The sequence below is a fragment of the Rhizobium lentis genome (genome assembly GCF_017352135.1).
GTDB lineage: Bacteria > Pseudomonadota > Alphaproteobacteria > Rhizobiales > Rhizobiaceae > Rhizobium > Rhizobium lentis.
Window position 1 is genome coordinate 1,359,272 of sequence record NZ_CP071454.1, and the last position, 22,625, is coordinate 1,381,896.

The following is a 22,625-nucleotide window of genomic DNA, read 5'->3' on the forward strand; positions in this document are numbered from 1 at the left end:
CGAAGACGCGGGGAAGCATTGTCATCGGCCTCGTCTCAGCGGGCGTCGTCGATCGCCTGGACCAGCTGGGTCACGGCCTCGTCGGAGCTCTTGATCTGGCCGTGGACGAACTTCGAGACGACGTCCTTATAGGCATTGGCGATCGCCGGAGGGGCGCCGTAACCCTGGGCCAGCGAACCGAACAGCGTGCCGCCCTCATTGGCCGCCTTCAGATCGGCGATGCCCTTCTTGCCGCAGGCGTCGAAGTCGGTGTCGGGAACGTCGGTGCGGGCCGGAACCGAACCCTTGACGACGTTGAAGGCCGACTGGAAGCTCTTCGACAGCGTCGCCGTCGCCAGCGCCACCTGGGCCGCCTTGCGGTCGTCGGGAACGTTGAACATGCCGAACATGTCGGAGTTGTAGATGACGCTGCCGTCGGTGCCGGGGAAGCGGTAGCACAGGAAGTCGGTATCCGGCGTCTTCTTGGCGGCGACGAATTCGCCCTTGGCCCAGTCGCCCATCACCTGCACCAGCGCGTCACCCTTGATGACCATGGCGGTCGCCAGGTTCCAGTCGCGGCCGGAGAAGTTCGGATCGACATATTTGACGATCTTGGCGAGGTTGTCGAAGGACTTCTTCATCGTCTCCGACTTCAGCGCTTCCTCGTCGAGGTCGTTGAAGGCCTTCTTGTAGAATTCCGGCCCGCCGGTCGACAGCACGATGGAATCGAACATCGTCGCTTCCTGCCAGTTCTGGCCGCCGAGCGCCAACGGGATGACGCCGGCAGCCTTCGCCTTGTCGAGCAGCGCGATCAGGTCGTCGAAGGTCTTCGGCTCACTGCCGCCGATCTTGTCCATGACAGCCTTGTTGATCCACAGCCAGTTGACCGAATGCACGTTGACCGGGGCTGCGACCCACTTGCCGTCATAGACGGAGAACTTCTGCAGTGCCGCCGGCACCGACTTGTCCCAGCCTTCCTTCTTGGCCGTCTCCGTCAGGTCGCCCATGACGCCGGCCTCAGCATAATCGAGCACCGTATACCCGAGCATCTGCGAGGCCGTCGGATAGGTACCGGCCGCCACCATCGCCTTCAGCGCCGTCATCGCCGCATCACCGCCGCCGCCGGCCACCGGCACGTCCTTCCAGGCAAAGCCCTCCTTCGACAGATCCTCCTTCAACACATTCAAGGCCGCCGCCTCGCCGCCTGACGTCCACCAGTGCAGCATCTGCACTTCCTTGACGTCAGCGGCCTCAGCCGCACCCACACCAGCCAGCATCACGACAGCAATCGCCGCCGAGCTTAAAAACTTGCGCATGAATTTCCTCCCATTTGAAGTTCGGCGGCCGGCCCTCCCAGCCGCCTGATGCTTCCCGCTATGACAGCGGGCAACACACAGCCGCGCTCCTCTGCGCGGTTGACAATTTAAAACGTTATAAGGCCTTGGTCGTCAAGCCCTTTCTCGACTCCCGAGAAAAATATGATTTTTCGATAAAAGCCTGAAATTCAATAATATTTTCAAGATCGATAATAAGCGTAAAAAATTTAAAACGTTTTCATTCGCCGGTTGCACGGGGGATTCGTCATGGTATGGTATCGGGCAATTCGAGCATGGAATGCCACAGAGTGACTGAACCGTCCCGGCCGCAACGCGGCGAACATCTTGACGCCACCCACAGGCGCGGCAAGCCGACCTTGCGAACGATCGCCACGATCGCCAGCCTTGCTGTAACGACCGTGTCAAGGGCGCTCTCCGATGCCCCGCAGATCTCGCTTGAGACCCGCCAGCGTGTGCACCGCATTGCGCGCGAAATCGGCTATCTTCCGGATCGAGCCGCCCAGCGCCTGAAGACCGGCCGCACCAATGTCATCGCCATCCTGCTCGATCCGCACGAGGAGGTGGTCGGCTTCAGCACCTCGATCATGTACGGCATCGCCAAGGCTCTCAAAGAGACTTCCTATCATCTCGTCGTCGCCCCGAACTTCCTGTCGACCACCAATGTCGAGGCCGCCGAATACATTATTCGCAATCACCTCGCCGACGGGCTGATCTTCACCCGCACCGAACCGCTCGATGCCCGCGTCCGCGTGCTGCTCGAATCCGGCTTTCCGTTCATCTGTCACGGCCGCACCGAGTTTTCGACGCCGCACCCCTATGTCGACTACGACAACTTCAGCTTTGCCTATGAAGCCACCCGCCGGCTGATCGCCAAGGGCCGCACAAAGGTGGCGGTGATCCTGCCGCCGAAACGGCTGACCTTCTGCCAGCATATCCTGCACGGCTTCATGACCGCGGTGCGGGAGGCAGGTGTTGCCTATGAGATTCCGGAGGCGGTCGATCTCGACACGTCGGCCGGCGAGCTGCGCGACTTCATCTGCAGCCGCGCCGTTGCCCCCGAAGCTCCCGATGGTTTCATCTGCCCCGGCGAAGTATCGGCGCTCGCGGTCATCAGCGGCATGAGCGATGTCGGCAGCACATTGGCTATCGATTACGATATCGTCGCCAAGGAGACGTCCCGCCTTCTCACCCAGCTGCAGCCGGAGGTCGACACGATCCACGAAGACCTGACGGCCGCCGGCGAGCATCTAGGGCGCATGCTGCTGCAGCGCATCAACAATATGGACGCCGAGAACCTGCATCTCCTGCTGCCGCCACAAATCAACTTTCCGATCGCTTAGCCCCAGGCGGCGCGTGAACTACGTTTAGCGAGCGCGATTTGCCTGAAGTGCCGCGCCAGACGGGCATGGACGCTGCGGCACCTTAGGTTGCGGCATAATTTATTCGAAAATCGGTTCCGCTTTGCCGAATTATGCAGTAAAAGCGCGCGCGTAATCCGGTCGCAGCCCACCCGGTCAAAACAAGGGAATCCAAAATATGAAAACCATCGTCGTCTGCTCCGGCGGACTCGACTCCGTTTCGCTTGCCCACAGAATGGCAGCGGAAGAACAGCTTATCGGCCTTGTTTCCTTCGATTACGGCCAGCGGCATCGCAAGGAACTCGAATTTGCCGCAAAATGTGCCGCACGCCTTGCTGTTCCGCATCACATCATCGACATTGCCGCCATCGGCGGCCACCTCAGCGGATCGGCTCTGACCGACAATGTCGAGGTCCCCGACGGCCATTACGCCGAGGAAACCATGAAGGCCACCGTGGTGCCGAACCGCAATGCCATCATGCTGGCGATCGCCTTCGGCTTGGCGGCTGCGCAAAAGGCGGATGCCGTTGCTGTCGCCGTCCATGGCGGCGATCACTTCATCTATCCGGACTGTCGGCCGGGCTTCATCGAGGCCTTCCAGCGCATGCAGGACCAAGCGCTGGATGGTTATGCCAGCGTCAAACTGCTCGCCCCCTATGTCGAGGTCTCCAAGGCGGCGATTGTCACCGACGGTGCGAAACATGAGACACCCTTCGCAGAGACCTGGTCCTGCTACAAGGGCGGCAGGCTCCACTGCGGACGCTGTGGAACCTGCGTCGAACGCCGCGAGGCATTCCATCTTGCAGGTGTCGCCGATCCGACGGAATATGAAGACCGCGACTTCTGGAAAGCGGCCGTATCGCAATATACAGCCGCGGAGGTGCGTTGATGTACCGCATCACCAAGGAGTTTCACCTCTCCGCCTCGCATCAGCTGGATCACCTGCCCATCGACCATCAATGCGCCCGGCTCCACGGCCACAACTATGTCGTCGTTGTCGAACTGTCTGCCGAAACCCTCAATGATGACGGCTTCGTTCGCGACTATCACGACCTCTCGCCGCTCAAGCGCTATATCGACAATACTCTCGATCATCGCCACCTGAACGAGGTGTTCGGCCATTCGAAAGTCACCTCCGAGTTCCTGGCCAAGCACTTCTACGACTGGTGCAAGCAGCGCTTCCCTGAGACCTCGTCTGTCCGCGTCAGCGAGACGCCGAAGACCTGGGCGGAGTACAGGCCGTGAGCACTGATACCATTCGCATCAGCGAGATCTTCGGCCCGACGATACAGGGCGAAGGCGCATTGATCGGGTTGCCGACCGTGTTCGTCAGGACGGGCGGCTGTGATTACCGCTGCTCCTGGTGCGACAGCCTTCATGCGGTCGACAGCGCCTTCCGGGATCAATGGATGCCGATGTCCGTCGAGGCGATCTGGCAGGAGGTCACAAGACTTTCCGGAAACAGGCCACTGACGGTTTCCCTTTCTGGGGGCAATCCCGCTATCCAGCCCCTGGGGCCGCTGATCGAACTCGGTCATTCCGAGGGGTATCGCTTCGCGCTGGAAACCCAGGGAAGTGTGGCGCGGAACTGGTTTCGCGATCTCGATGTCCTCGTGTTGAGCCCCAAGCCGCCGTCGAGCGGGATGCAAACCGATTGGGGTGAGATCGATGACTGTCTTCGGCTTTCAGCCGGCGGGCCGGAGATCGCACTGAAGATCGTGGTTTTCGACGATGTTGATTATGCATTTGCGCGCGAGGTGGGCCAGCGCTACCCTGATATTCCCCTGTACCTTCAGCCGGGCAACCATACACCGCCGCCGCCCGAAGACGACGACGCGCGCATCGATATCGACGGCGTGATGGATCGCATGCAATGGCTCGTCGAGAAGGTGACGGCCGACCAATGGTTTGCGCCGCGCGTCCTGCCGCAGCTGCACGTGCTGCTTTGGGGAAACAAACGAGGCGTCTAAATTCGTCTACCGTTCCGGAAAAGCGAAGACGTCGACAGGCTCTCCGAGCCCACGCAGCGGGAAGGTGCCGAGGCTGTCCATGTCTTTCGCGCAGCCCGCCATTTCCACGAAGGCCCGCGACAGGAGCACCGGACGTTTGACCTCCTTGGTCAGGCTTTCCAGCCGCGACGCGACATTGACCGCCGGGCCGATGACGGTGAAATCAAGCCGCCGGCGCGAGCCGATATTGCCGTACATGACATCGCCGACATGCACACCGACGCCGTAGCGCAGCGGCTCGCGCCCCGTGCGCAGATGCTCTTCGTTCAACTCGGCCATTGACGCCTGCCCTTCGCGGATCGCCTGCAGCAGATCGAGGCAGGCCGTCTCCTTGGCCAATGGGAAGATCGCCAGCAGGCCGTCTCCCATGAACTTCAGGATTTCCCCGCCATGCCGTTCGATCGGGTCCGACATGGCGTCGAAATAGTCGTTCAGCAGATGGATGACATCGTCGCGCGGCCAGAGATCCGAGATCGCCGTGAAATCGCGCAGATCGCAGATCATGATGGCCGCGCCGACGGTCGCGCCGCTGCCGCGCGTCGTGACACCCGAAAGGATATGCTCGCTCGCATGCGGTCCGACATAGGTCTGCAGCAGCGTCCGTGCCATGATGTTCTTCAGCCTGATCTCGCTGACGAGGGTCAGCGCCGGCAGGAGATCGCGCAGGAAATCGGTATGCTCGCTCGTAAAGCCACCCGGACGGGATGTGGAAAATGTCGCGACGTGGCGCTTGCCGAAAGTATGCTCGATCGGCCAGGCAATGTACTCCGTAAGACCCTCGTCTCGCAGCTCCTGAAAGAAAGGATCCTCGTCGGCGTCGGCAGTGCCTTCCAGTCGCCGGCGCACCTCCTCCGCCCCCTGGTGGATCGCGTTGACCGGACTCTTCAGGAACTCCGGCGTGGTTTCGACACCATAGGCGAATGTGTTGATTTTCGCTTCCGTCATGCCCTCCTTCCAGAGGATGCGGGCGCCGATCCATTGCGGATGATTCGTCCTGAAATGCAGCGTCGCGCGCGCCACCGGTACCCCTGCGGCCAACAGCTTCTCGCACATTGCCACCAGGATGTTGTCGATGAAGCGCTCGCCGCGCGTCTCGTTCACCAGCCAGTCGAGGATCCGCCTCCGGCGGATCGGCCAGGCGCCGTCGTTCGTTTCAACCACAGCCCCGGTCTTGTTCAAAAAAGAGGACATCGAAACCCCACTACGCCGCATCACCGGCGGATATCGAATTCAGTTTCCGTGAATGTGGTCGATGGCGAAGCAAATGATAAGGGGAGACTGCAATTAAGTCTCAGAAATCCCAGTCTTCATCCTCGGTTGCGACAGCCTTGCCGATGACATAGGAGGAGCCGGAGCCGGAGAAGAAGTCGTGGTTCTCGTCGGCATTCGGTGACAGCGCCGACAGGATCGCCGGATTGACCTTGCAGGCTTCAGCCGGGAAAAGCGCCTCGTAGCCGAGATTCATCAGCGCCTTGTTGGCGTTGTAATGTAAAAACTTCTTCACATCCTCGCTCAAGCCGACGCCGTCATAGAGCGCTTCGGTATACCGGGCCTCGTTGTCGTAGAGTTCGAGCAGCAGATCGAAGGCGAAATCCTTGATTTCCCGCCGGCGTTGCTCGGACAGCAACTCCAGCCCGCGCTGGAACTTATAGCCGATATAGTAGCCATGCACCGCCTCGTCCCGGATGATCAGCCGGATCATATCGGCCGTATTGGTGAGCTTGGCGCGGCTTGACCAGTACATCGGCAGATAGAAGCCGGAATAGAACAGAAAACTCTCGAGGAAGACGCTGGCGACCTTCTTCTTCAAAGGGTTGCCGGACGCATATTGCTCCATGATCAGCGCCGACTTGCGCTGCAGGAACTCATTCTCCTCCGACCAGCGATAGGCGTCGTCGACGTCAGGCGTGGAGCATAACGTTGAGAAGATCGAGGAATATGAGCGGGCATGCACGGCCTCCATGAAGGAGATATTGGAAAGCACCGCCTCCTCATGCGAGGTTACCGCATCCTCCATCAGCCTGACGGAGCCGATGCCGTTCTGGATTGTGTCGAGAAGCGTCAGACCCGTGAAGACGCGGATGGTGAGTTGCTGTTCCGCCGGCGTCAGTGTCGCCCAGGAGGGAATGTCGTTTGACAATGGCACCTTTTCCGGCAGCCAGAAATTGCCGGTGAGCCTGTTCCAGACTTCGAGATCCCTATCGTCCTCAATGCGGTTCCAGTTGATGGCGCGCACGCGGCTGGTTGGTTTTACGGCGATGTTCATGGTGATTATGTCCTTCCAACAGATCTGATGGCGCTTGGAGCCTCCTCACCCTGCCCTCTCCCCAGGGGAGAGGGGATGTCGCGCCTGCCGCAGATGTCTTCTCCCCATCGGGGAGAAGGTGCCGGCAGAAAGATGAGGGGGCCATTTGCTCCAAGGCTCGCGGCCGAAATCAAATTACAAGGTACAGGAAACGCAGCCCTGCACCTCGGTGCCGGACAGCGCCATCTGGCGGAGGCGGATGTAGTAGATGGTCTTGATGCCCCTCTTCCAGGCGTAAATCTGCGCCTTATTAATATCGCGTGTCGTCGCCGTGTCACGGAAGAACAACGTCAACGACAGGCCCTGATCGACATGCTGGGTCGCCGCCGCATAGGTATCGATGATCTTCTCTGGGCCGATCTCGTAGGCGTCCTGATAATAGTCGAGATTGTCGTTGGTCATGAACGGCGCCGGATAATAGACGCGGCCGATCTTGCCTTCCTTGCGGATCTCGATCTTCGAGACGATCGGATGGATCGAGGAGGTCGAGTGGTTGATATAGGAGATCGATCCGGTCGGCGGCACCGCTTGCAGGTTCTGATTATAGAGGCCGGACGCCATCACCGCCTTCTTCAACGTCGCCCAGTCTTCCTGCGTTGGGATATGAACGCCGGCATCATCGAACAGCGCTTGCACCTTTTCGGTCGCCGGCTTCCATTCCTGCTCGGTATATCTGTCGAAATATTCGCCCGAGGCATATTTCGAATTTTCGAAGCCCTTGAAGCTGGCCCCGCGTTCGACCGCCAAGAGGTTCGAAGCGCGGATCGCGTGATAAGTCACCGTGTAGAAATAGATATTGGTGAAATCGACGCCTTCGTCGGAGCCGTAAAAGATGCGTTCGCGGGCGAGATAGCCGTGCAGGTTCATCTGTCCGAGGCCGATCGCATGGCTCTCATCATTGCCCTTCTCGATCGAAGGCACCGAAGAGATGTGGCTCATGTCGGATACCGCCGTCAGCGCCCGGATCGCCGTCTCGATCGTCTTGCCGAAATCAGCTGAATCCATCGCTGCCGCGATGTTCAGCGAGCCCAGATTGCAGGAAATGTCCTTGCCGAGATGTTTGTAGGAGAGATCGTCGTTGAATTCGCTCGCCTCGCTCACCTGCAGGATTTCCGAGCAGAGATTGCTCATGGAGATGCGCCCGGCCACCGGGTTAGCCCGGTTCACCGTATCCTCGAACATGAGGTAGGGATAACCGCTCTCGAACTGGATTTCGGCGATCACCTGGAAGAACTCGCGCGCCTTGATCTTCTTCTTCGCGATGCGAGCGTCCGCCACCATCTCGCGGTACTTTTCCGTCACCGAAATCTCGGTGAAGGCCACGCCATAGACTCGCTCCACGTCGTAGGGCGAGAAGAGGTACATATCCTCATTATTCCTAGCGAGCTCGAAGGTGATGTCGGGCACGACAACGCCGAGTGACAGTGTCTTGATGCGGATCTTCTCGTCGGCGTTTTCCCGCTTGGTGTCGAGGAAGCGCATGATGTCGGGGTGATGGGCGTTGAGATAGACCGCACCGGCCCCCTGACGCGCACCGAGCTGGTTCGCATAGGAGAAGCTGTCTTCGAGCAGCTTCATGACCGGGATGATGCCCGAGGACTGGTTTTCGATCTGCTTGATCGGCGCGCCGGCCTCGCGGATGTTCGTCAGCGACAGCGCCACGCCGCCGCCGCGCTTCGAGAGCTGCAGCGCCGAATTGATGGAGCGACCGATCGATTCCATATTGTCCTCGACGCGCAGCAGGAAGCAGGAAACAAGTTCGCCGCGCTGCTTCTTGCCGGCATTGAGAAAGGTCGGCGTCGCCGGCTGGAAGCGGCCGGAAATGATCTCGTCGACCATGTCGCGGGCGAGAGCCTCGTCGCCCCTTGCCAAGGTCAGCGCCACCATGCAGATGCGGTCCTCGTAGCGCTCGAGATAGCGTTTTCCGTCGAAGGTCTTCAGCGTGTAGCTGGTGTAATATTTGAAGGCGCCGAGGAAAGTCGGGAAGCGGAATTTCCTGGCATAGGCCTGGTCGAACAGGTCGCGGACGAAATTGAAGGAATACTGGTCGAGCACCTCCTCCTCGTAATAGCCTTCGGTGACCAGATAATCGAGCTTCTCCCGGAGATTATGGAAGAACACCGTATTCTGGTTCACATGCTGCAGGAAATATTGCCTGGCCGCCATGCGGTCCTTGTCGAGCTGGATCTTGCCCTCGTCGTCATAGAGGTTCAGCATCGCGTTCAGCGCGTGATAATCGAGCGTTTCCCCTGCCTTCAGCGGCTTTGCGCCCGCATCCCGCGTCAAATTGGTTCCCGTGTCCAAAATCGTCCCATCCCGTCTTTGACATTGGCGACATCCTCGGCGGTTCCCAGAAGCTCGAACCTGTAAAGATACGGCACTTGGCACTTCTTCGAGATGACATCGCCGGCAAGCCCGTAGGTCTCGCCGAAATTACTGTTGCCCGCGGCGATCACGCCGCGGATGTTGGAGCGGTTTTCCGCATCGTTGAGGAAACGGATCACCTGCTTGGGCACGGCCCCCTTTACGATCCCTGGGCCGCCGTCGCCGCAATAGGTGGGCGAAATCAGCACATAGGGTTCGCGAATGTGGATGGCTTCAGCGCCAAGGGGAATGCGCGCCGCGCGCAGTCCGAGCTTGGCGACGAATCGATGGGTGTTCTCGGATCGGCTGGAATAATAGACGATCAGCCCCATCGCCTTTCTCCGATCAGGAGAGCGAGCTGATCATGTCGGGACGGAAGCCCGCCCAGTGGTTCTCCCCGGCAACGACGACCGGCACCTGCATGTAGCCCATGCCGCGCACGCGATCGAGCGCTTCGGCATCCTCGGAAATATCGACGATCTCATAGTCCACGCCCAGGCGATCCAGGGCGCGATAGGTGGCGGTGCATTGAACGCAGGCCGGCTTGCTGTAAACGGTAACGCTCATCATCTTCCTCGTGATGTCAATGGATTCAGGACACAGGACTGGGATCGGGCGCCGTGTGGCGTCCGGGGCAACGCTTGATAATGATCTGGCAAAGTTGGCGCTTTAAACGCCTGATAGCATCCTTCGCAGGATACGCGCGGGCGGCTGCCTTGATGTTCTCGACATGACTTCAAACCCCGAAGTGCTGATGCGGACGTTCGGAGTAGCGTAACAGGCGCGGATGTTCCGCCGTCAAGCACGCGACCTTCCGGACACCCCGCCCGTGGACGTTTCGTTCAAGGCAGGTCTCCTGACTTGCGGGTCGAAGCACCCTGCCCCAGCCTTCCCAAGGCATCATGCCTCAGTGACCTGAAATCGGACAGTTGCTCGCCGCTTACAGTTGCGGGGGCAGCTCCGGCCTTGTCCCGTCCTCATGGCGAGACGCACCGTATTCCCGTCTTAGCCCCGATCCTCACGAATCGAAGGAACCTTGAACACTAGATATAGTACGCGAATCCAAAATGGCGTCAACAGATGGTTGGGGCATTGCGTTACGGCTTGTTTGAAATCACTGCGTTCCTGTGAAAAACATGGCTAACGAAAGCTTACGGAAAAGACGCTGTGGAGAAGGCTCTGATAGAACCGGTCTGCGACCGAGTCTGAGGCCGCTAACAAACCATTGCAACACCCGCGACGTGATCCTCGGCCTTGTGCCGAGGATCTGCCCCGGTCAATTAAGTGTCTAAACATAAAGGTTTTTCTGCCGGTAATTGCAGTGGTCAGATGCTCGGCACAAGGCCGAGCATGACGAAGGAGAACTTGTCAGCAAACTGAGAGCCGGCCCTACCGACGACCGGCTCCGCGATTTCAATTCTCGGTCAGGCCCGAATCGACGGTCTTCACATCTTTACGCGAAGCAGCCTGAGCGCGTTAATCGTCACCAGCACGGTGGCGCCGGTATCGGCCAGGATCGCCGGCCAGAGCCCGGTGATTCCTATGATCGTCGTCACCAGGAAGACTGCCTTCAGGCCGAGCGCGATGGTGATATTCTGCAGGATATTGCGCATCGTCCGCTTGGAAAGCGCGATCATTCGCGCCACATCACCGACGCGTCCATGCAGTACGGCGGCATCGGCGGTTTCCAGCGCCACATCGGTGCCGCCGCCCATGGCGATGCCGATATCGGCGGCGGCGAGCGCCGGCGCGTCGTTGATGCCGTCGCCGACCTTGGCGACGGTGAAACCTTCGCGCTTCAGTTCGCCGACGACGCGCTGCTTGTCCTCGGGCATCATCTCGCCGCACCAGTCGATCCCGAGCGTGACGGCAACGGCCGCCGCCGTCCGTTTGTTGTCCCCGGTCAGCATCATCGCCTTGACACCGGCCGATTTGAGCGACGAGAGCCCGGCCACCGCATCCTCGCGCGGCTCGTCGCGCATGGCGACCAAGCCGGCCGCAGCACCATTGACGAGCAGCACCGACACGCTCTTGCCCTCATCGTTTAGAGCGGTGACGCGCGCCTCCTGTTCCCCGTCCAGCGCGCCGCGCTCACGGGCAGCGGAGGGCGACAGCAGATCCAGCGTCTCGCCGCCGACCTTGCCGCGGACGCCCTTGCCCGGCAGTGCTTCCAGTTCGAAGGCGGGCGGCACGGGAACACCATCGGCCTTGGCGCGATTGAGGATGGCGAGCGCCAACGGATGGCTGGACCCCTGCTCCAGCACGGCCGCGCGCGACAAGAGCTGCGCTCTGCTCAATCCGAAGGAGACGATGTCGGTCACCTTGGGCCTGCCTTCGGTCAGCGTGCCTGTCTTGTCGAAGGCGACCATCGTCACCTTGCCGAGCGTTTCCAGGACGGCGCCGCCCTTCATCAAGAGCCCGCGCCGCGCACCAGCCGACAGCGAAGCGGCGATCGCCGCCGGCGTCGAGATGACGAGGGCGCAGGGGCAGCCGATCAAAAGGATGGCAAGGCCCTTGTAGACCCAGTCGCTCCACGAACCGCCGAAAAACAGCGGCGGAACGACCGCAACCAGTGCGGCGACCACCAGCACGCCGGGGGTATAATAGCGAGAGAACCGGTCGATGAAGCGCTCCGTCGGCGCCTTCGATTCCTGCGCCTCCTCCACCAGCTTGACGACACGAGCGATGGTATTGTCAGCGGCCGCTGCCGTGACGCGAACCCTGAGCACGGCATCGCCGTTGACCGTACCGGCATAGACGACGGCATCGACGCCCTTGCGCACCGGCGTGCTTTCGCCGGTCACCGGAGCCTCGTCGATCGCAATCTCGCCTGAAACGATGATGCCGTCTGCCGAGATGCGGTCGCCTGGGCGAACCATAATGATCGCGTCAACAGCGAGGCTTTCTGCCGGCACCTCGCGTATCTGCCCATTATCTTCGAGCAGCGCGGTTTTCGGCACCAGGGTCGCTAGAGACTGGATGCTTTCACGCGCCTTGCCCGCGGCTACGCCTTCGAGCATCTCGCCGACGAGGAACAGGAAGACGACGGTTGCCGCTTCCTCTCCCGCATTGATGATGACGGCGCCGACGGCGGCGATCGTCATCAGCATCTCGATCGAGAAAGGCGTGCCGGATAGCGCCGCCATGACCGCGCGCCGGGCGATCGGCACCAGACCGACCAGCATGGCGACGATAAAGGCATAGGGCGCGACGGCCGGCACGACATGGCCGATAGCATAAGCGCCAACGAGCGCTGCACCCGAAAGAATGGTCAACCGCCCTTTCCTGCTCTGCCACCAGGTGCCGGTCATCGGCGCGTAGCCGTGCCCATGCAGGCCTTTGATTTCCTTTTCGCCATGGGCGCGGTTGTAACCATGGCCTTCATGACCGTGATCATGATTGGCGTGGTCGTGGTCTGCGTGATCGCCGTGATCATGATGATGCAAGCCGCGTTCAGGTACAGGGGCTGCGCTTCCGGCAAAAGGCGAGACGGAATAACCAAGCCCCGTCACCTTCTTCTCGATCGCCTTGAGGTCACTGCCGTCATGCCGGACGGTCATCGTGCCCGCCATCACCGACACTGAAACATCGGCGACGCCCGCCACCCGTCTGACCGCCGCATCGATCTTGGTCGCGCAGGCGGCGCAATCCATGCCGCCGACCCGGTACCGTGTCTCGCTCGTCTCCGCCATGATCCGCTTCCTTGCCAAATAGAAGCATCCCTCCTACATCCTCTAGTGACTAGAGGTGCAAGAGGAAAAATGATGAAAAGGATCACCATCGGCGAAGCCGCGCGCCGGAGCGGCGTCAAGGTGCCGACGGTCCGTTATTACGAGAGCATCGGTCTGCTCGCGGCGCCGAGCCGCAGCGAAGGCAACCAGCGCGCCTTCGAGCCTGCGGATATCAGCCGGCTCACCTTCATCCGTCACGCCCGCGAACTCGGTTTTGAGATCGAGGCGATCCGCACGTTGCTGACCCTGCAGGATGATCCGAACCAGTCCTGCGCCTCGGCCGATGCCATCGCCAAGGCCCGCCTCATCGAGGTCGAGCAGCGTATCCGCAGCCTGACGGCGCTGAAGGCCGAGCTGGAAATCATGGTCGAAGGTTGCGGCCACGGCCGCGTCGATCAATGCCGCGTCATAGAGGTGCTTGCCGACCACGGCCAGTGCACGCATGCGCACCACTGACGCGTTTGCGCCCTTGCGGCTGGTCCGCCCTCGCGCCAAAACTGCCCCAGCAGGAATCGGGCGAAGATATCCATGAACCAGAAACGGATTGCGATCATCGGCGGAGGCCCCGCGGGCCTTGCGGCGGCCGAGCGGATCTCGCTTACCGGCCATGCGGTGACCGTCTATGACGCCATGCCCACCTTCGCCCGCAAGTTCCTGCTGGCCGGCAAATCGGGCCTCAACATCACCCATTCCGAGGACTACATCCGTTTCGTCACACGCTTCGGCACGGCCTCTGTGCGCCTGCGCGCAGCTCTCGACGCTTTCACGCCCAATGATATCAGGGATTGGGCTTCAGGGTTGGGGACCGAAACCTTTGTCGGCTCGTCCGGTCGCGTATTCCCGATAACGATGAAGGCCTCTCCCTTGCTGCGCGCCTGGCTCCGACGGCTCGAGGGCCAGGGTGTTACGCTGCGAACCCGCCATCGCTGGACCGGTTTTGCCGAAGAGGGCTATGTTTTCGAAACGCCGCAAGGGCGCAGCGTCGTCCATTGCGATGCGACTCTACTGGCGCTCGGCGGTGCAAGCTGGCCGCGCCTCGGCTCCGATGCGAGCTGGCTGCCCTGGCTGGCAGAAAGAGGCGTCGAGATCGACCCCTTCCGGCCCGCCAATTGCGGCTTCGTCGTCGGCTGGAGCGAGAGTTTGAGAGAACGTTTCGCCGGCGAGCCGGTAAAGTCAGTTACCGCCAGCTCCGAGGCCGGCACCTTTCCCGGCGAATTCGTCATCACCGGCAGTGGCATCGAGGGCAGCCTGATTTACGCCCATGCCGCCGCTCTGCGCGATCGGCTGCAAAGCCATGGTCGCGCCGTCCTGACGCTTGACCTTGCACCGGGGCGGACGGCCGAAAGACTAACGCGGGACTTGGCGCGACAGGACGTCAAATCAAGCTTCTCGAACCGCCTGCGAAAGGGCGCCGGCATCGATGGCGTCAAGGCGGCGCTGCTGCGCGAACTCGCCCCGGAGCGCGATCGCAGCGATCCCCGGCATCTCGCCGACATGATCAAGGCCCTGCCGATCCCGCTCCTCGACACGAGACCGATCGCCGAGGCGATCTCTTCGGCTGGCGGCATCCGCTGGAGCGGCATTGATGAAGGTTTCATGCTGAAGGCCCTGCCGGGCACATTCGTCGCCGGCGAGATGCTCGACTGGGAGGCGCCGACCGGTGGTTATCTCCTCACCGCCTGTCTTGCGACCGGCCGGGCGGCAGCGCGCGGCATCGAGACCTGGCTGTCACGCTAGTAGATGCTAACCCGGATCTAGATCAATGAAGCGGAGCGGGTGTGGTGCAAAGATCGCTCACACTTTTCAGCATCATGCCCTGATCGCCCAGGGTGAGAGGAGCGCGGTCGTCGAAGCCTGCAATTGCAAACCGGGCGCGTTTCCATCAGACTATGCTGAAGTTCCGTGGGAGGAGCAGATGCACGAACAGTCAGCACATGCCGAGCATGTCTACACTTCTGCGCAGCGCAATTCCGCTGCCGCGAGTTCTCCGATCGTCGCCTCGTGGCGGCGCTGCATGACCATGCACCGGCTCGCGCCGGAAGAAGAGCGTGCGCCGCTGCGCCTCACCGACCAGGAATTCCACCAGGCCCGCCAACAGTCGGAACGGCTGATCGCCGGTGCGACCGATGAGCTCGACCGCCTCTTCACCACCGTCGGCAAGGCCGGCTGCTGCATTCTTCTGACCGACAGGAACGGCATCGCGCTGGAACGCCGCGGCACATCAGGCGACGACAAGGACTTCTACGATCTGGGCCTTTGGACCGGCTCTGTCTGGACCGAGGCAAGCATCGGCACCAATGGCATCGGCACCGCGCTTGCCGACGAGCGCGCCGTCGCCATCTTCCGCGACCAACACTTCTTCTGCTCGAACATCCGGTTGAGCTGCACGACGGCGCCGATCCGCGATCATCGCGGCGAGCTCGCCGCCGCCCTCGACATCTCGACGTGCCGTGAAGACGTCAGCGAGATGACGCTTGCCATCCTGACCCAGACCGTGCGCGATGCGGCGATGCGCATCGAACTCAACCTCTTCCGCTCGGCCTTTGCTGGCGCCCGTTTCCTGATGGTCCCGGCCGGCGCCAATTCCGCCGCCGCCCTGCTCGCGGTCGACCGGCACGATCTTGTGCTCGGCGCCACCCGCGCCGCTCGCATCGCCCTGCAGCTGGACGACAAGCGGATTGCTGCCGGCATTCCCGCCGCCGATGCCCTTCATGAGGCTGGGGTTTCGCAGCAGGAGGAGATCATCGAAGCGGAAAAGGCAGCCTTGCTGCGCGCGCTGTCGCGCACCAGCGGCAATGTTTCGCAGGCAGCCGTCGCGCTCGGGATCAGCCGCGCCACTCTGCACCGGAAGATGAAGAAGTTCGACCTCCACTGAGCAGGCGCTCGAAGGTTCCCCGGGCATGGGGCAATCACCAGGCGATCCTGTCGCATGTCTGCGACAGTGTGCACTGCGGTATTGGTGACCCACCCTGTTCTCTCCGGCAAAACGCGCACATTTTCCTCCCACTGGTTCGATGGGAACCTGGATCATCAAGGGAGGATGACATGCTTCATCAGAAAATCGTCGAGTCGCCGTACAAGCTGAAATACGGCAACTATATTGGCGGCGAGTGGCGCGAGCCGGTCGAGGGCAAATATTTCGAGAACCTGACGCCCGTAACCGGCGGCAAGCTCTGCGACATCCCGCGCTCCGGCGAGAAGGACATCAATCTCGCGCTCGACGCAGCCCATGCGGCGAAGGAAAAATGGGGCCGCACCTCGGCTGCCGAGCGCTCCAATATCCTCATGAAGATCGCCCAGCGGATGGAAGACAAGCTGGAATTGCTGGCTCAGGCCGAAACCTGGGACAATGGCAAACCGATCCGCGAAACCATAGCGGCAGATATTCCGCTGGCGATCGACCACTTCCGCTACTTCGCCTCCTGCATCCGCGCCCAGGAAGGATCGATCGGCGAAATCGACCATGACACCGTCGCCTATCACTTCCATGAACCGCTCGGCGTCGTCGGCCAGATCATCCCGTGGAATTTCCCGATCCTGATGGCCGCCTGGAAGCTCGCGCCGGCGCTTGCCGCCGGCAACTGTGTCGTGCTGAAGCCCGCGGAGCAGACCCCGGCTTCGATCCTGATCTGGGCCGAACTCGTCGGCGATCTCCTGCCGCCCGGCGTGCTCAACATCGTCAACGGCTTCGGCATCGAGGCCGGCAAACCGCTGGCGACCAGCCCCCGAATCGCCAAGATCGCCTTCACCGGCGAGACCACCACCGGCCGGCTCATCATGCAATATGCGAGCCAGAATCTTATTCCGGTGACGTTGGAGCTCGGCGGCAAGTCGCCGAATATCTTCTTCGCCGATGTCATGGCTGAGGATGACGACTTCCTCGACAAGGCGCTCGAAGGCTTCGCAATGTTCGCCTTGAACCAGGGCGAAGTCTGCACCTGCCCGAGCCGCGCCCTCGTCCAGGAGTCGATCTACGACCGGTTCATGGAAAAGGCCGTCAAACGCGTCGAAGCGATCAAGCAGGGTAACCCGCTCGATCCCGAGACCATGATCGGCGCTCAGGCATCGACCGAGCAGCTCGAGAAGATCCTCGCCTATCTCGACATCGGCAAGCAGGAAGGTGCGGAGGTTCTGGCCGGCGGCGCGCGCAACGATCTCGGCGGCGAGCTGGCGAACGGCTATTACGTCAAGCCGACGATCTTCAAGGGCCACAACAAGATGCGTGTGTTCCAGGAAGAAATCTTCGGACCGGTGGTCTCGGTGACGACCTTTAAGGACGAGAAGGAAGCGCTCGAAATCGCCAACGACACGCTCTACGGTCTTGGTGCCGGTGTCTGGAGCCGCGACGCCAACACCTGCTATCGCTTCGGCCGCGAAATCCAGGCCGGCCGTGTCTGGACCAACTGCTACCACGCCTACCCGGCCCACGCGGCCTTCGGCGGCTACAAGCAGTCCGGCATCGGCCGTGAAACCCATAAGATGATGCTCGATCACTACCAGCAGACCAAGAACATGCTGGTGAGCTACAGCCCGAAGGCGCTCGGTTTCTTTTGAGAAGCGGCATGGCGGGAGAGTCGAAAACCCCTCCCCAGCCCCTCCCCACAAGGGGAGGGGCTAAGCTGTGGCACCGTCGCGCAAACCAACAAGCCGACCCTGTATGCTACGCTCAAGAGTGAATAAGGCGAGGCCGCACGTTAAGCCCCTCCCCCTTGTGGGGAGGGTTGGGGAGGGGAATCCTCCCTCGAAACTTTGGGAGGAAGAATAATGGAAACGACCGTCAACGGCCAACCGCGCGTTCTCGCAACCGACGCGGCCCTCGGCCTGATCGCGGAAATCAAGCGCGATCATCCCGATATCCTCTTCCACCAGTCCGGCGGCTGCTGCGACGGCTCTTCACCGATGTGTTATCCTGCCAATGAATTCATGGTCGGCGACAGCGACGTCAAACTCGGGGAGATTGGCGGCGTGCCGGTCTATATCAGCGCCAGCCAGTTCGAGGCATGGAAACACACGCAGCTGATCATTGATGTCGTGCCGGGCCGCGGCGGCATGTTCTCGCTCGACAACGGCCGCGAGAAACGTTTCCTTACCCGTTCCCGCCTCTTCGGCGGCGGCGAGGCCTGTGCCGTACCGGATGCGACGATCAGGTCGGTCTGACGCCTGCCGCACGACAGGTGCAGTTGCATCCAAAAGAGGATCTGAAAGCGCTCTTGTCGTGATGCCCATCTGCCGCCGGCCGAGAATTTCGCCTGTAGTATTCCCATAGTACCTGCTGCTGGGCGCTCTTTGTTAATCTTCGTCTGTTGGTTTCAAAGGAGGATGCGATGCCAGCTTCTAAGATCCTGATGATCACCGGTGACTTCACCGAAGACTATGAAACGATGGTGCCGTTTCAGACGCTGCTCGCCTGCGGCTATACGGTCGATGCCGTCTGCCCAGGCAAGAAGGCGGGTGAGACCGTCGCCACCGCCATTCACGATTTCGAGGGCGATCAGACCTACTCGGAAAAACGCGGCCATAATTTTGCGCTGAACGCCACTTTCGACAGCGTGCGGGCGGAGGATTACGATGCCCTGATTATCCCCGGCGGTCGCGCACCGGAATATCTTCGCCTCAATGCCGAGGTCATCAAATCGGTCCGGCATTTTTTCGATGCCGGAAAACCCGTTGCAGCCATCTGCCACGGGGCGCAACTGCTTGCCGCCGCCGGCGTGTTGAAGGGCCGCACCTGCTCGGCCTATCCGGCCTGCCGGCCGGAAGTCGAACTTGCCGGCGGCATTTACGCCGATATTTCTATCACCGATGCGGTCTCGGACGGCAATCTGGTCACCGCGCCGGCATGGCCGGCGCATCCCTCCTGGTTGCGGCAGTTCATGACCGTGCTCGATGCCTCGTCAATACCTGAAACCAACGCCGCCTGAGGAGGCGGGGCCGGGAGGACGACATGTGTGAACTCTTCATCAAGGCTGATGCGCGGCTGTGGGAAAGCACCACCCGGTCGCTGCGTATCGATGGAATGGTTACGAGCGTCAGGCTTGAGAACTTCTTTTGGTCGAAGCTTGAGGAAATTTCCCGGCGCGACGGCATGAACGTCGTGCAGTTGATTACTCGGCTGCACCATGAATCGATCGATGCCGGCCATGATCTCGGAAACTTCACATCCTTCCTGCGTGTCTGCTGTGCTCGCTACCTCGACCTGCAGCTCACCGGTGACATTCCGGCAGATGTCACCCGCCCGATCTCTGAGTTGGATGCGCCGGTTATCCTCGGCCGCGAACGGGAAAAATATCACTGAAGATCAGTCCGACGAAACCAGGATGATGACGGGCGGAGCCTGTGCTCCGCCCGCATTCTCAAGATATCTGATTGGCGGGGTTGCGTTGAGGCGCAGCCTGGACCAACAATGCGCGGCGTCCAGCACCGGCACCGTCAGGAGATCGCTTGCCATGAACGACCAGAAAGCCGTGATCGTCACGGGAGCCGGCGGCAACCTCGGCAGCGCCGTTGTCCGGGAGCTTGCGGGCGCCGGCGTTAAACTCGTCTGCATGAACCGTTCGAGCCAGGAGCTGGAAACTTTGGCCGGCGAGCTTCCTGCGTCCGCCGAGTTTCTGTCGATCGCTGGAACGGATCTCACCGACTACGCCTCCTGCGCTGTCGCCGTCGCCCGAGCCGTCAAGCGCTTTGGCGGTGTAGGCGCACTGGTTAATACCGTTGGCGGGTTTCAGATGGGGCCGGTCGGGCCGGAAGCCCCGGCGCAATGGGATACTATGATGACGGCAAACGCCCGCACGGCGCTGACGATCAGCGCGGCGGTTCTCCCGACGATGAAGGCTGCGGGCTACGGCCGTATTGTACACGTGGCTGCGATGCCCGGCCTGAAAGCCGGCCCTAACCAAGCCGCTTATGCAGCCTCGAAAGCTGCCGTCATTCGGCTGACGGAAGCCCTTGCAGCCGAATGCCGCGACGACCGCATCACCGCCAACTGCATTCTGCCCGGCACGATCGATACACCCGAGAATCGCGCCGCCATGCCCAACGCAAAAATGGACGCCTGGGTATCGCCACAGTCGATCGCCCGGCTCATCGCCTTCCTGATTTCGCCAGCGGCAGCCGTCGTCACCGGCGCGGCAATCCCGGCGACTGGCCGCGAATAACAAAGTCTTGCTTGGCTTGCTGCGCCCGCGCCTGGGGCGGATGCCATCTGGCGTGAGATACGGTCCTTTTGTATTCTGAGTGGCGACTAGGGGCCGGCTTGGGGGTCGAGCTTGTTTCACTGAAGTGACGCAGGAGAGCGGGCGGGACACGATGGTGCTGATGATCGCATTGCGACGGAATTTGCGGAATTGCGGTGGTCTCGATGACTGACAGGCCCGCAGTGCGCACCGCGGGCGAGATCGGCCTGCGCGAGGAATGGTTCCTCGGCGTCAGCGTCGCAACCAGCCTGATATTCCTCGCCTTTCCGGAGCAACTCTTCCGGCGTCTTCCCGATCCGCTTTGGTTCGCCGTGGTGTTCGGATGGCTGTTTGCCGTCGTTCTCGGCTCCGCCCTATCTGTCGTCCGGCACGCGGATCACCTGGCCGAGCGGCTGAAGGAGCCGTACGGCACGCTCATTCTGACGCTCGCCATAACCTCGATCGAAGTCATGGCGATCTCCGCCGTGATGATTCACGGCGAGAACAATCCCACGCTTGCTCGCGACACGCTGTTTGCCGTCGTCATGATCATCCTCAATGGCATGGTCGGCCTGTCATTGCTGCTGGGGGCGTGGCGGCGGCCGGAGCAACAGCATAATCTCCAGGGCGCCAACGCCTATCTCGGCGTCATCGTGCCGCTAGCGACCCTCAGCCTCGTCATGCCCACATTTCTAGCCGGTCCGGACGGACCGCATCCATCGGCGCCGCGGCAATTGGTACTGGGCATCATCTCGGTCGGCCTTTACACCACATTCCTGTTTCTCCAGGCTGGCCGCCATCAGGATTATTTCACCACCGATGGCCATCGCCATGAGCATCCTGGCGAACAGACCCTTTCGCACCGGCCGGTCTGGCCGCATGCCGTTCTGCTCTTCGCCTATATGGGCCCGGTGGTCTTTCTGGTCGAACAGCTTGCGCGGCCGATCGATTACATCATCGAGACATTGCATGCGCCGACCGCGTTCGGCGGCGTTGTCATGGCCATCCTCGTCGCGACGCCGGAGGCGATCAGTGCCGTGCGCGCCTCCATCGCCGATAATCTTCAGCGCTCCGTCAATATCTTTCTGGGTTCGGTCTTGTCCACGATTGGACTGACCGTGCCGGCGATGCTCGCCGTCAGCCGTCTTTACGGACATCCGGTCACCCTTGGGCTGGAACACGGTGATCTGGTGATGCTCCTGCTCACCCTTGCCGTCAGCATCATCACCTTTGCCAGCGGTCGCACTCATCTCATGCAGGGCGCCGTCCATCTGGTGCTTTTCCTGGCTTACCTGCTGCTGATCTTCCAGCAGTGATCTCCGCTCTGGAATGAGGAAGTAAGGAGTTCCCACGCTCCCTCTGTCTTCCGCTATGATGGCCGCATTCTTGCATAGAGCTTGCAGGCATCGCAGCTTGCGGCATTGTCGTGTCGGCACGGAGACGGGACTTGAGCTCACTGTTGCTTGGCGGGCTTGTATTTGTTTTCCTGTCGGCGGCGACATCGATGGGAATGGTGGTGCGCGGTCGCTTGCCGGATCATCATCTCAGCTCGGAATCCAAGGATGCCATCAGGCTCGCAACCGCGGTGGTAGGAACGCTGTCGGCCTTGGCCCTCGGTCTACTGATCGCATCTGCTAAGTCGAGCTATGACAGTGCCGAAGTGGAGATGAGGACGGCGGCTGCGCGGGTTCTTCTGCTGGACCGCGTCATGGCGCAATACGGCCCGGAAACCGATCATGCGCGCCAGCTGCTGCGTCAGCTCATCGAAAGGCGGCTGAGCCGCGGCTGGACTGCCGAGACCACCGATAAGCCATCGGGCGGAGCGGCAGGGGAATACCAGAATATCGAGGCGGTTCAAGGCGTTCTTCGATCGCTGTCACCGCGCGATGCTGTGCAGCATTCCCTCCAAGCGCGCGCTCTCGAAGTGAGTGGCATGCTGGCCGAAACCCACTGGCTGCTGGTCGAATCCGGGAGCGAGGGCTTGCCCTGGTCCTTCCTTGTTGTTGTCGTCTTTTGGCTCTCGCTGCTTTTCACAACCTTCGGGCTTCAGGCACCGCCCAACCCGACGGTGCTGGCCATTCTCCTTGTCTGTGCCCTGTCGGTCGCCGGTGCCGTATTCCTGGTTTCCGACATGGCCAATCCTTACATCGGTCTGGTCCGCGTTTCCGACGCACCCTTGCAGTCCGCCCTTGAACGTCTGGGCAAACCGTAGCCGGCTTACGATGGCGGCTGAACCGGCAGAGCCCTTCACACTGCGCTCCGCCTCTGCGAAGCAGTTCAATTGTGCATCAAGGACTATTGCAATTATTAGCAATGCCGCGACATAATATCACATGCCTTGAACCTTCGGCCGGCCGGTGGGGGCCGCCG

21 protein-coding genes and 1 riboswitch are annotated in these 22,625 nt (G+C 61.2%); of the genes, 14 read left to right on the top strand and 7 right to left on the bottom strand.

Going from position 1 to position 22,625, the window contains the following annotated elements; genetic code table 11:
- Positions 1-35: 35 nt before the first annotated feature.
- Positions 36-1,295, bottom strand: a complete 1,260-nt coding sequence (locus J0663_RS06525; protein ID WP_207243643.1) for an ABC transporter substrate-binding protein — start codon at positions 1,293-1,295, stop codon at positions 36-38.
- Positions 1,296-1,603: 308 nt separating this feature from the next.
- On the opposite strand from J0663_RS06525, the gene J0663_RS06530 reads away from it, so the two are divergent.
- The 4 genes from J0663_RS06530 to queE all read left to right on the top strand — a co-directional run bounded on the left by J0663_RS06530 (position 1,604) and on the right by queE (position 4,644).
- Positions 1,604-2,656 carry a LacI family transcriptional regulator gene (locus J0663_RS06530; protein ID WP_207243644.1) on the top strand — a complete coding sequence of 351 codons (1,053 nt, stop codon included), beginning with the start codon at positions 1,604-1,606 and terminating at the stop codon, positions 2,654-2,656.
- 196 nt (positions 2,657-2,852) lie between these two features.
- The gene (gene queC / locus J0663_RS06535) at positions 2,853-3,563 is read left to right on the top strand and encodes a 7-cyano-7-deazaguanine synthase QueC (protein ID WP_207243645.1); all 711 of its coding nucleotides are present in this window, start codon (positions 2,853-2,855) and stop codon (positions 3,561-3,563) included.
- Positions 3,563-3,919, top strand: a complete 357-nt coding sequence (gene queD / locus J0663_RS06540; RefSeq protein WP_207243646.1) for a 6-carboxytetrahydropterin synthase QueD — start codon at positions 3,563-3,565, stop codon at positions 3,917-3,919. Before queC ends, queD begins: the two co-directional genes overlap by 1 nt.
- A complete protein-coding gene (queE, locus tag J0663_RS06545) occupies positions 3,916-4,644 on the top strand; it encodes a 7-carboxy-7-deazaguanine synthase QueE (protein ID WP_207243647.1) in 729 nt (242 codons plus the stop codon). Before queD ends, queE begins: the two co-directional genes overlap by 4 nt.
- A 6-nt stretch (positions 4,645-4,650) precedes the next feature.
- Here queE and J0663_RS06550 read toward each other — a convergent pair whose 3' ends face one another.
- The 6 genes from J0663_RS06550 to J0663_RS06575 all read right to left on the bottom strand — a co-directional run bounded on the left by J0663_RS06550 (position 4,651) and on the right by J0663_RS06575 (position 13,044).
- Positions 4,651-5,874, bottom strand: a complete 1,224-nt coding sequence (locus J0663_RS06550; RefSeq protein WP_207243648.1) for an adenylate/guanylate cyclase domain-containing protein — start codon at positions 5,872-5,874, stop codon at positions 4,651-4,653.
- Between the two features lie 100 nt (positions 5,875-5,974).
- A complete protein-coding gene (gene nrdF, locus J0663_RS06555) occupies positions 5,975-6,949 on the bottom strand; it encodes a class 1b ribonucleoside-diphosphate reductase subunit beta (protein ID WP_207243649.1) in 975 nt (324 codons plus the stop codon).
- A 174-nt stretch (positions 6,950-7,123) separates the two neighbouring features.
- The gene (gene nrdE, locus J0663_RS06560) at positions 7,124-9,292 is read right to left on the bottom strand and encodes a class 1b ribonucleoside-diphosphate reductase subunit alpha (RefSeq protein ID WP_207243650.1); all 2,169 of its coding nucleotides are present in this window, start codon (positions 9,290-9,292) and stop codon (positions 7,124-7,126) included.
- A complete protein-coding gene (gene nrdI, locus J0663_RS06565; RefSeq protein WP_207243651.1) occupies positions 9,271-9,684 on the bottom strand; it encodes a class Ib ribonucleoside-diphosphate reductase assembly flavoprotein NrdI in 414 nt (137 codons plus the stop codon). Before nrdI ends, nrdE begins: the two co-directional genes overlap by 22 nt.
- 13 nt (positions 9,685-9,697) lie before the next feature.
- Complete coding sequence (gene nrdH, locus J0663_RS06570) at positions 9,698-9,919, bottom strand: glutaredoxin-like protein NrdH (RefSeq protein ID WP_207243652.1); 222 nt, start codon at positions 9,917-9,919, stop codon at positions 9,698-9,700.
- A 262-nt stretch (positions 9,920-10,181) separates the two neighbouring features.
- Positions 10,182-10,406, bottom strand: a riboswitch (cobalamin riboswitch).
- 391 nt (positions 10,407-10,797) lie between these two features.
- Positions 10,798-13,044, bottom strand: a complete 2,247-nt coding sequence (locus J0663_RS06575; RefSeq protein ID WP_207243653.1) for a heavy metal translocating P-type ATPase — start codon at positions 13,042-13,044, stop codon at positions 10,798-10,800.
- Positions 13,045-13,116: 72 nt separating this feature from the next.
- Here J0663_RS06575 and J0663_RS06580 point away from each other — a divergent pair, with 72 nt between their 5' ends.
- From J0663_RS06580 to J0663_RS06625, 10 genes are all read left to right on the top strand, one after another.
- On the top strand, positions 13,117-13,539 hold the full coding sequence (locus J0663_RS06580; RefSeq protein WP_138397115.1) for a MerR family transcriptional regulator: 423 nt from the start codon (positions 13,117-13,119) through the stop codon (positions 13,537-13,539).
- A 72-nt stretch (positions 13,540-13,611) separates the two neighbouring features.
- On the top strand, positions 13,612-14,820 hold the full coding sequence (locus tag J0663_RS06585; protein ID WP_207243654.1) for a TIGR03862 family flavoprotein: 1,209 nt from the start codon (positions 13,612-13,614) through the stop codon (positions 14,818-14,820).
- Positions 14,821-14,998: 178 nt separating this feature from the next.
- A complete protein-coding gene (locus J0663_RS06590; protein ID WP_138397113.1) occupies positions 14,999-15,958 on the top strand; it encodes a helix-turn-helix domain-containing protein in 960 nt (319 codons plus the stop codon).
- A 170-nt stretch (positions 15,959-16,128) separates the two neighbouring features.
- Positions 16,129-17,637 (top strand): aldehyde dehydrogenase, encoded by a 1,509-nt coding sequence (adh, locus tag J0663_RS06595; RefSeq protein WP_207243655.1) that lies wholly within the window; start codon positions 16,129-16,131, stop codon positions 17,635-17,637.
- Between the two features lie 210 nt (positions 17,638-17,847).
- Positions 17,848-18,240, top strand: a complete 393-nt coding sequence (locus tag J0663_RS06600; protein ID WP_207243656.1) for a DUF779 domain-containing protein — start codon at positions 17,848-17,850, stop codon at positions 18,238-18,240.
- Between the two features lie 167 nt (positions 18,241-18,407).
- Positions 18,408-19,004 (top strand): DJ-1/PfpI family protein, encoded by a 597-nt coding sequence (locus J0663_RS06605; protein ID WP_207243657.1) that lies wholly within the window; start codon positions 18,408-18,410, stop codon positions 19,002-19,004.
- Between the two features lie 23 nt (positions 19,005-19,027).
- On the top strand, positions 19,028-19,378 hold the full coding sequence (locus J0663_RS06610) for a ribbon-helix-helix domain-containing protein (protein WP_207243658.1): 351 nt from the start codon (positions 19,028-19,030) through the stop codon (positions 19,376-19,378).
- 151 nt (positions 19,379-19,529) lie between these two features.
- Entirely contained in the window at positions 19,530-20,237 is a 708-nt protein-coding gene (locus J0663_RS06615; protein ID WP_207243659.1) for an SDR family NAD(P)-dependent oxidoreductase, read from the top strand.
- A gap of 203 nt (positions 20,238-20,440) precedes the next feature.
- On the top strand, positions 20,441-21,571 hold the full coding sequence (locus J0663_RS06620; protein WP_207243660.1) for a calcium:cation antiporter: 1,131 nt from the start codon (positions 20,441-20,443) through the stop codon (positions 21,569-21,571).
- 131 nt (positions 21,572-21,702) lie between these two features.
- On the top strand, positions 21,703-22,467 hold the full coding sequence (locus tag J0663_RS06625) for a bestrophin-like domain (protein WP_207243661.1): 765 nt from the start codon (positions 21,703-21,705) through the stop codon (positions 22,465-22,467).
- Positions 22,468-22,625: the final 158 nt, after the last annotated feature.

Bases quoted from the DNA above. Each gene is read 5' to 3' on its own strand.
- J0663_RS06550 (WP_207243648.1), bottom strand. From the start codon at position 5,874: ATGTCCTCTTTTTTGAACAAGACCGGGGCTGTGGTTGAAACGAACGAC.
- J0663_RS06605 (WP_207243657.1), top strand. From the start codon at position 18,408: ATGCCAGCTTCTAAGATCCTGATGATCACCGGTGACTTCACCGAAGAC.
- J0663_RS06590 (WP_138397113.1), top strand. From the start codon at position 14,999: ATGCACGAACAGTCAGCACATGCCGAGCATGTCTACACTTCTGCGCAG.
- J0663_RS06575 (WP_207243653.1), bottom strand. From the start codon at position 13,044: ATGGCGGAGACGAGCGAGACACGGTACCGGGTCGGCGGCATGGATTGC.
- J0663_RS06610 (WP_207243658.1), top strand. From the start codon at position 19,028: ATGTGTGAACTCTTCATCAAGGCTGATGCGCGGCTGTGGGAAAGCACC.
- J0663_RS06600 (WP_207243656.1), top strand. From the start codon at position 17,848: ATGGAAACGACCGTCAACGGCCAACCGCGCGTTCTCGCAACCGACGCG.
- J0663_RS06620 (WP_207243660.1), top strand. From the start codon at position 20,441: ATGACTGACAGGCCCGCAGTGCGCACCGCGGGCGAGATCGGCCTGCGC.
- nrdF (WP_207243649.1), bottom strand. From the start codon at position 6,949: ATGAACATCGCCGTAAAACCAACCAGCCGCGTGCGCGCCATCAACTGG.
- J0663_RS06585 (WP_207243654.1), top strand. From the start codon at position 13,612: ATGAACCAGAAACGGATTGCGATCATCGGCGGAGGCCCCGCGGGCCTT.
- J0663_RS06580 (WP_138397115.1), top strand. From the start codon at position 13,117: ATGAAAAGGATCACCATCGGCGAAGCCGCGCGCCGGAGCGGCGTCAAG.
- queC (WP_207243645.1), top strand. From the start codon at position 2,853: ATGAAAACCATCGTCGTCTGCTCCGGCGGACTCGACTCCGTTTCGCTT.
- queD (WP_207243646.1), top strand. From the start codon at position 3,563: ATGTACCGCATCACCAAGGAGTTTCACCTCTCCGCCTCGCATCAGCTG.
- adh (WP_207243655.1), top strand. From the start codon at position 16,129: ATGCTTCATCAGAAAATCGTCGAGTCGCCGTACAAGCTGAAATACGGC.
- J0663_RS06525 (WP_207243643.1), bottom strand. From the start codon at position 1,295: ATGCGCAAGTTTTTAAGCTCGGCGGCGATTGCTGTCGTGATGCTGGCT.
- J0663_RS06615 (WP_207243659.1), top strand. From the start codon at position 19,530: ATGAACGACCAGAAAGCCGTGATCGTCACGGGAGCCGGCGGCAACCTC.
- nrdI (WP_207243651.1), bottom strand. From the start codon at position 9,684: ATGGGGCTGATCGTCTATTATTCCAGCCGATCCGAGAACACCCATCGA.
- nrdH (WP_207243652.1), bottom strand. From the start codon at position 9,919: ATGAGCGTTACCGTTTACAGCAAGCCGGCCTGCGTTCAATGCACCGCC.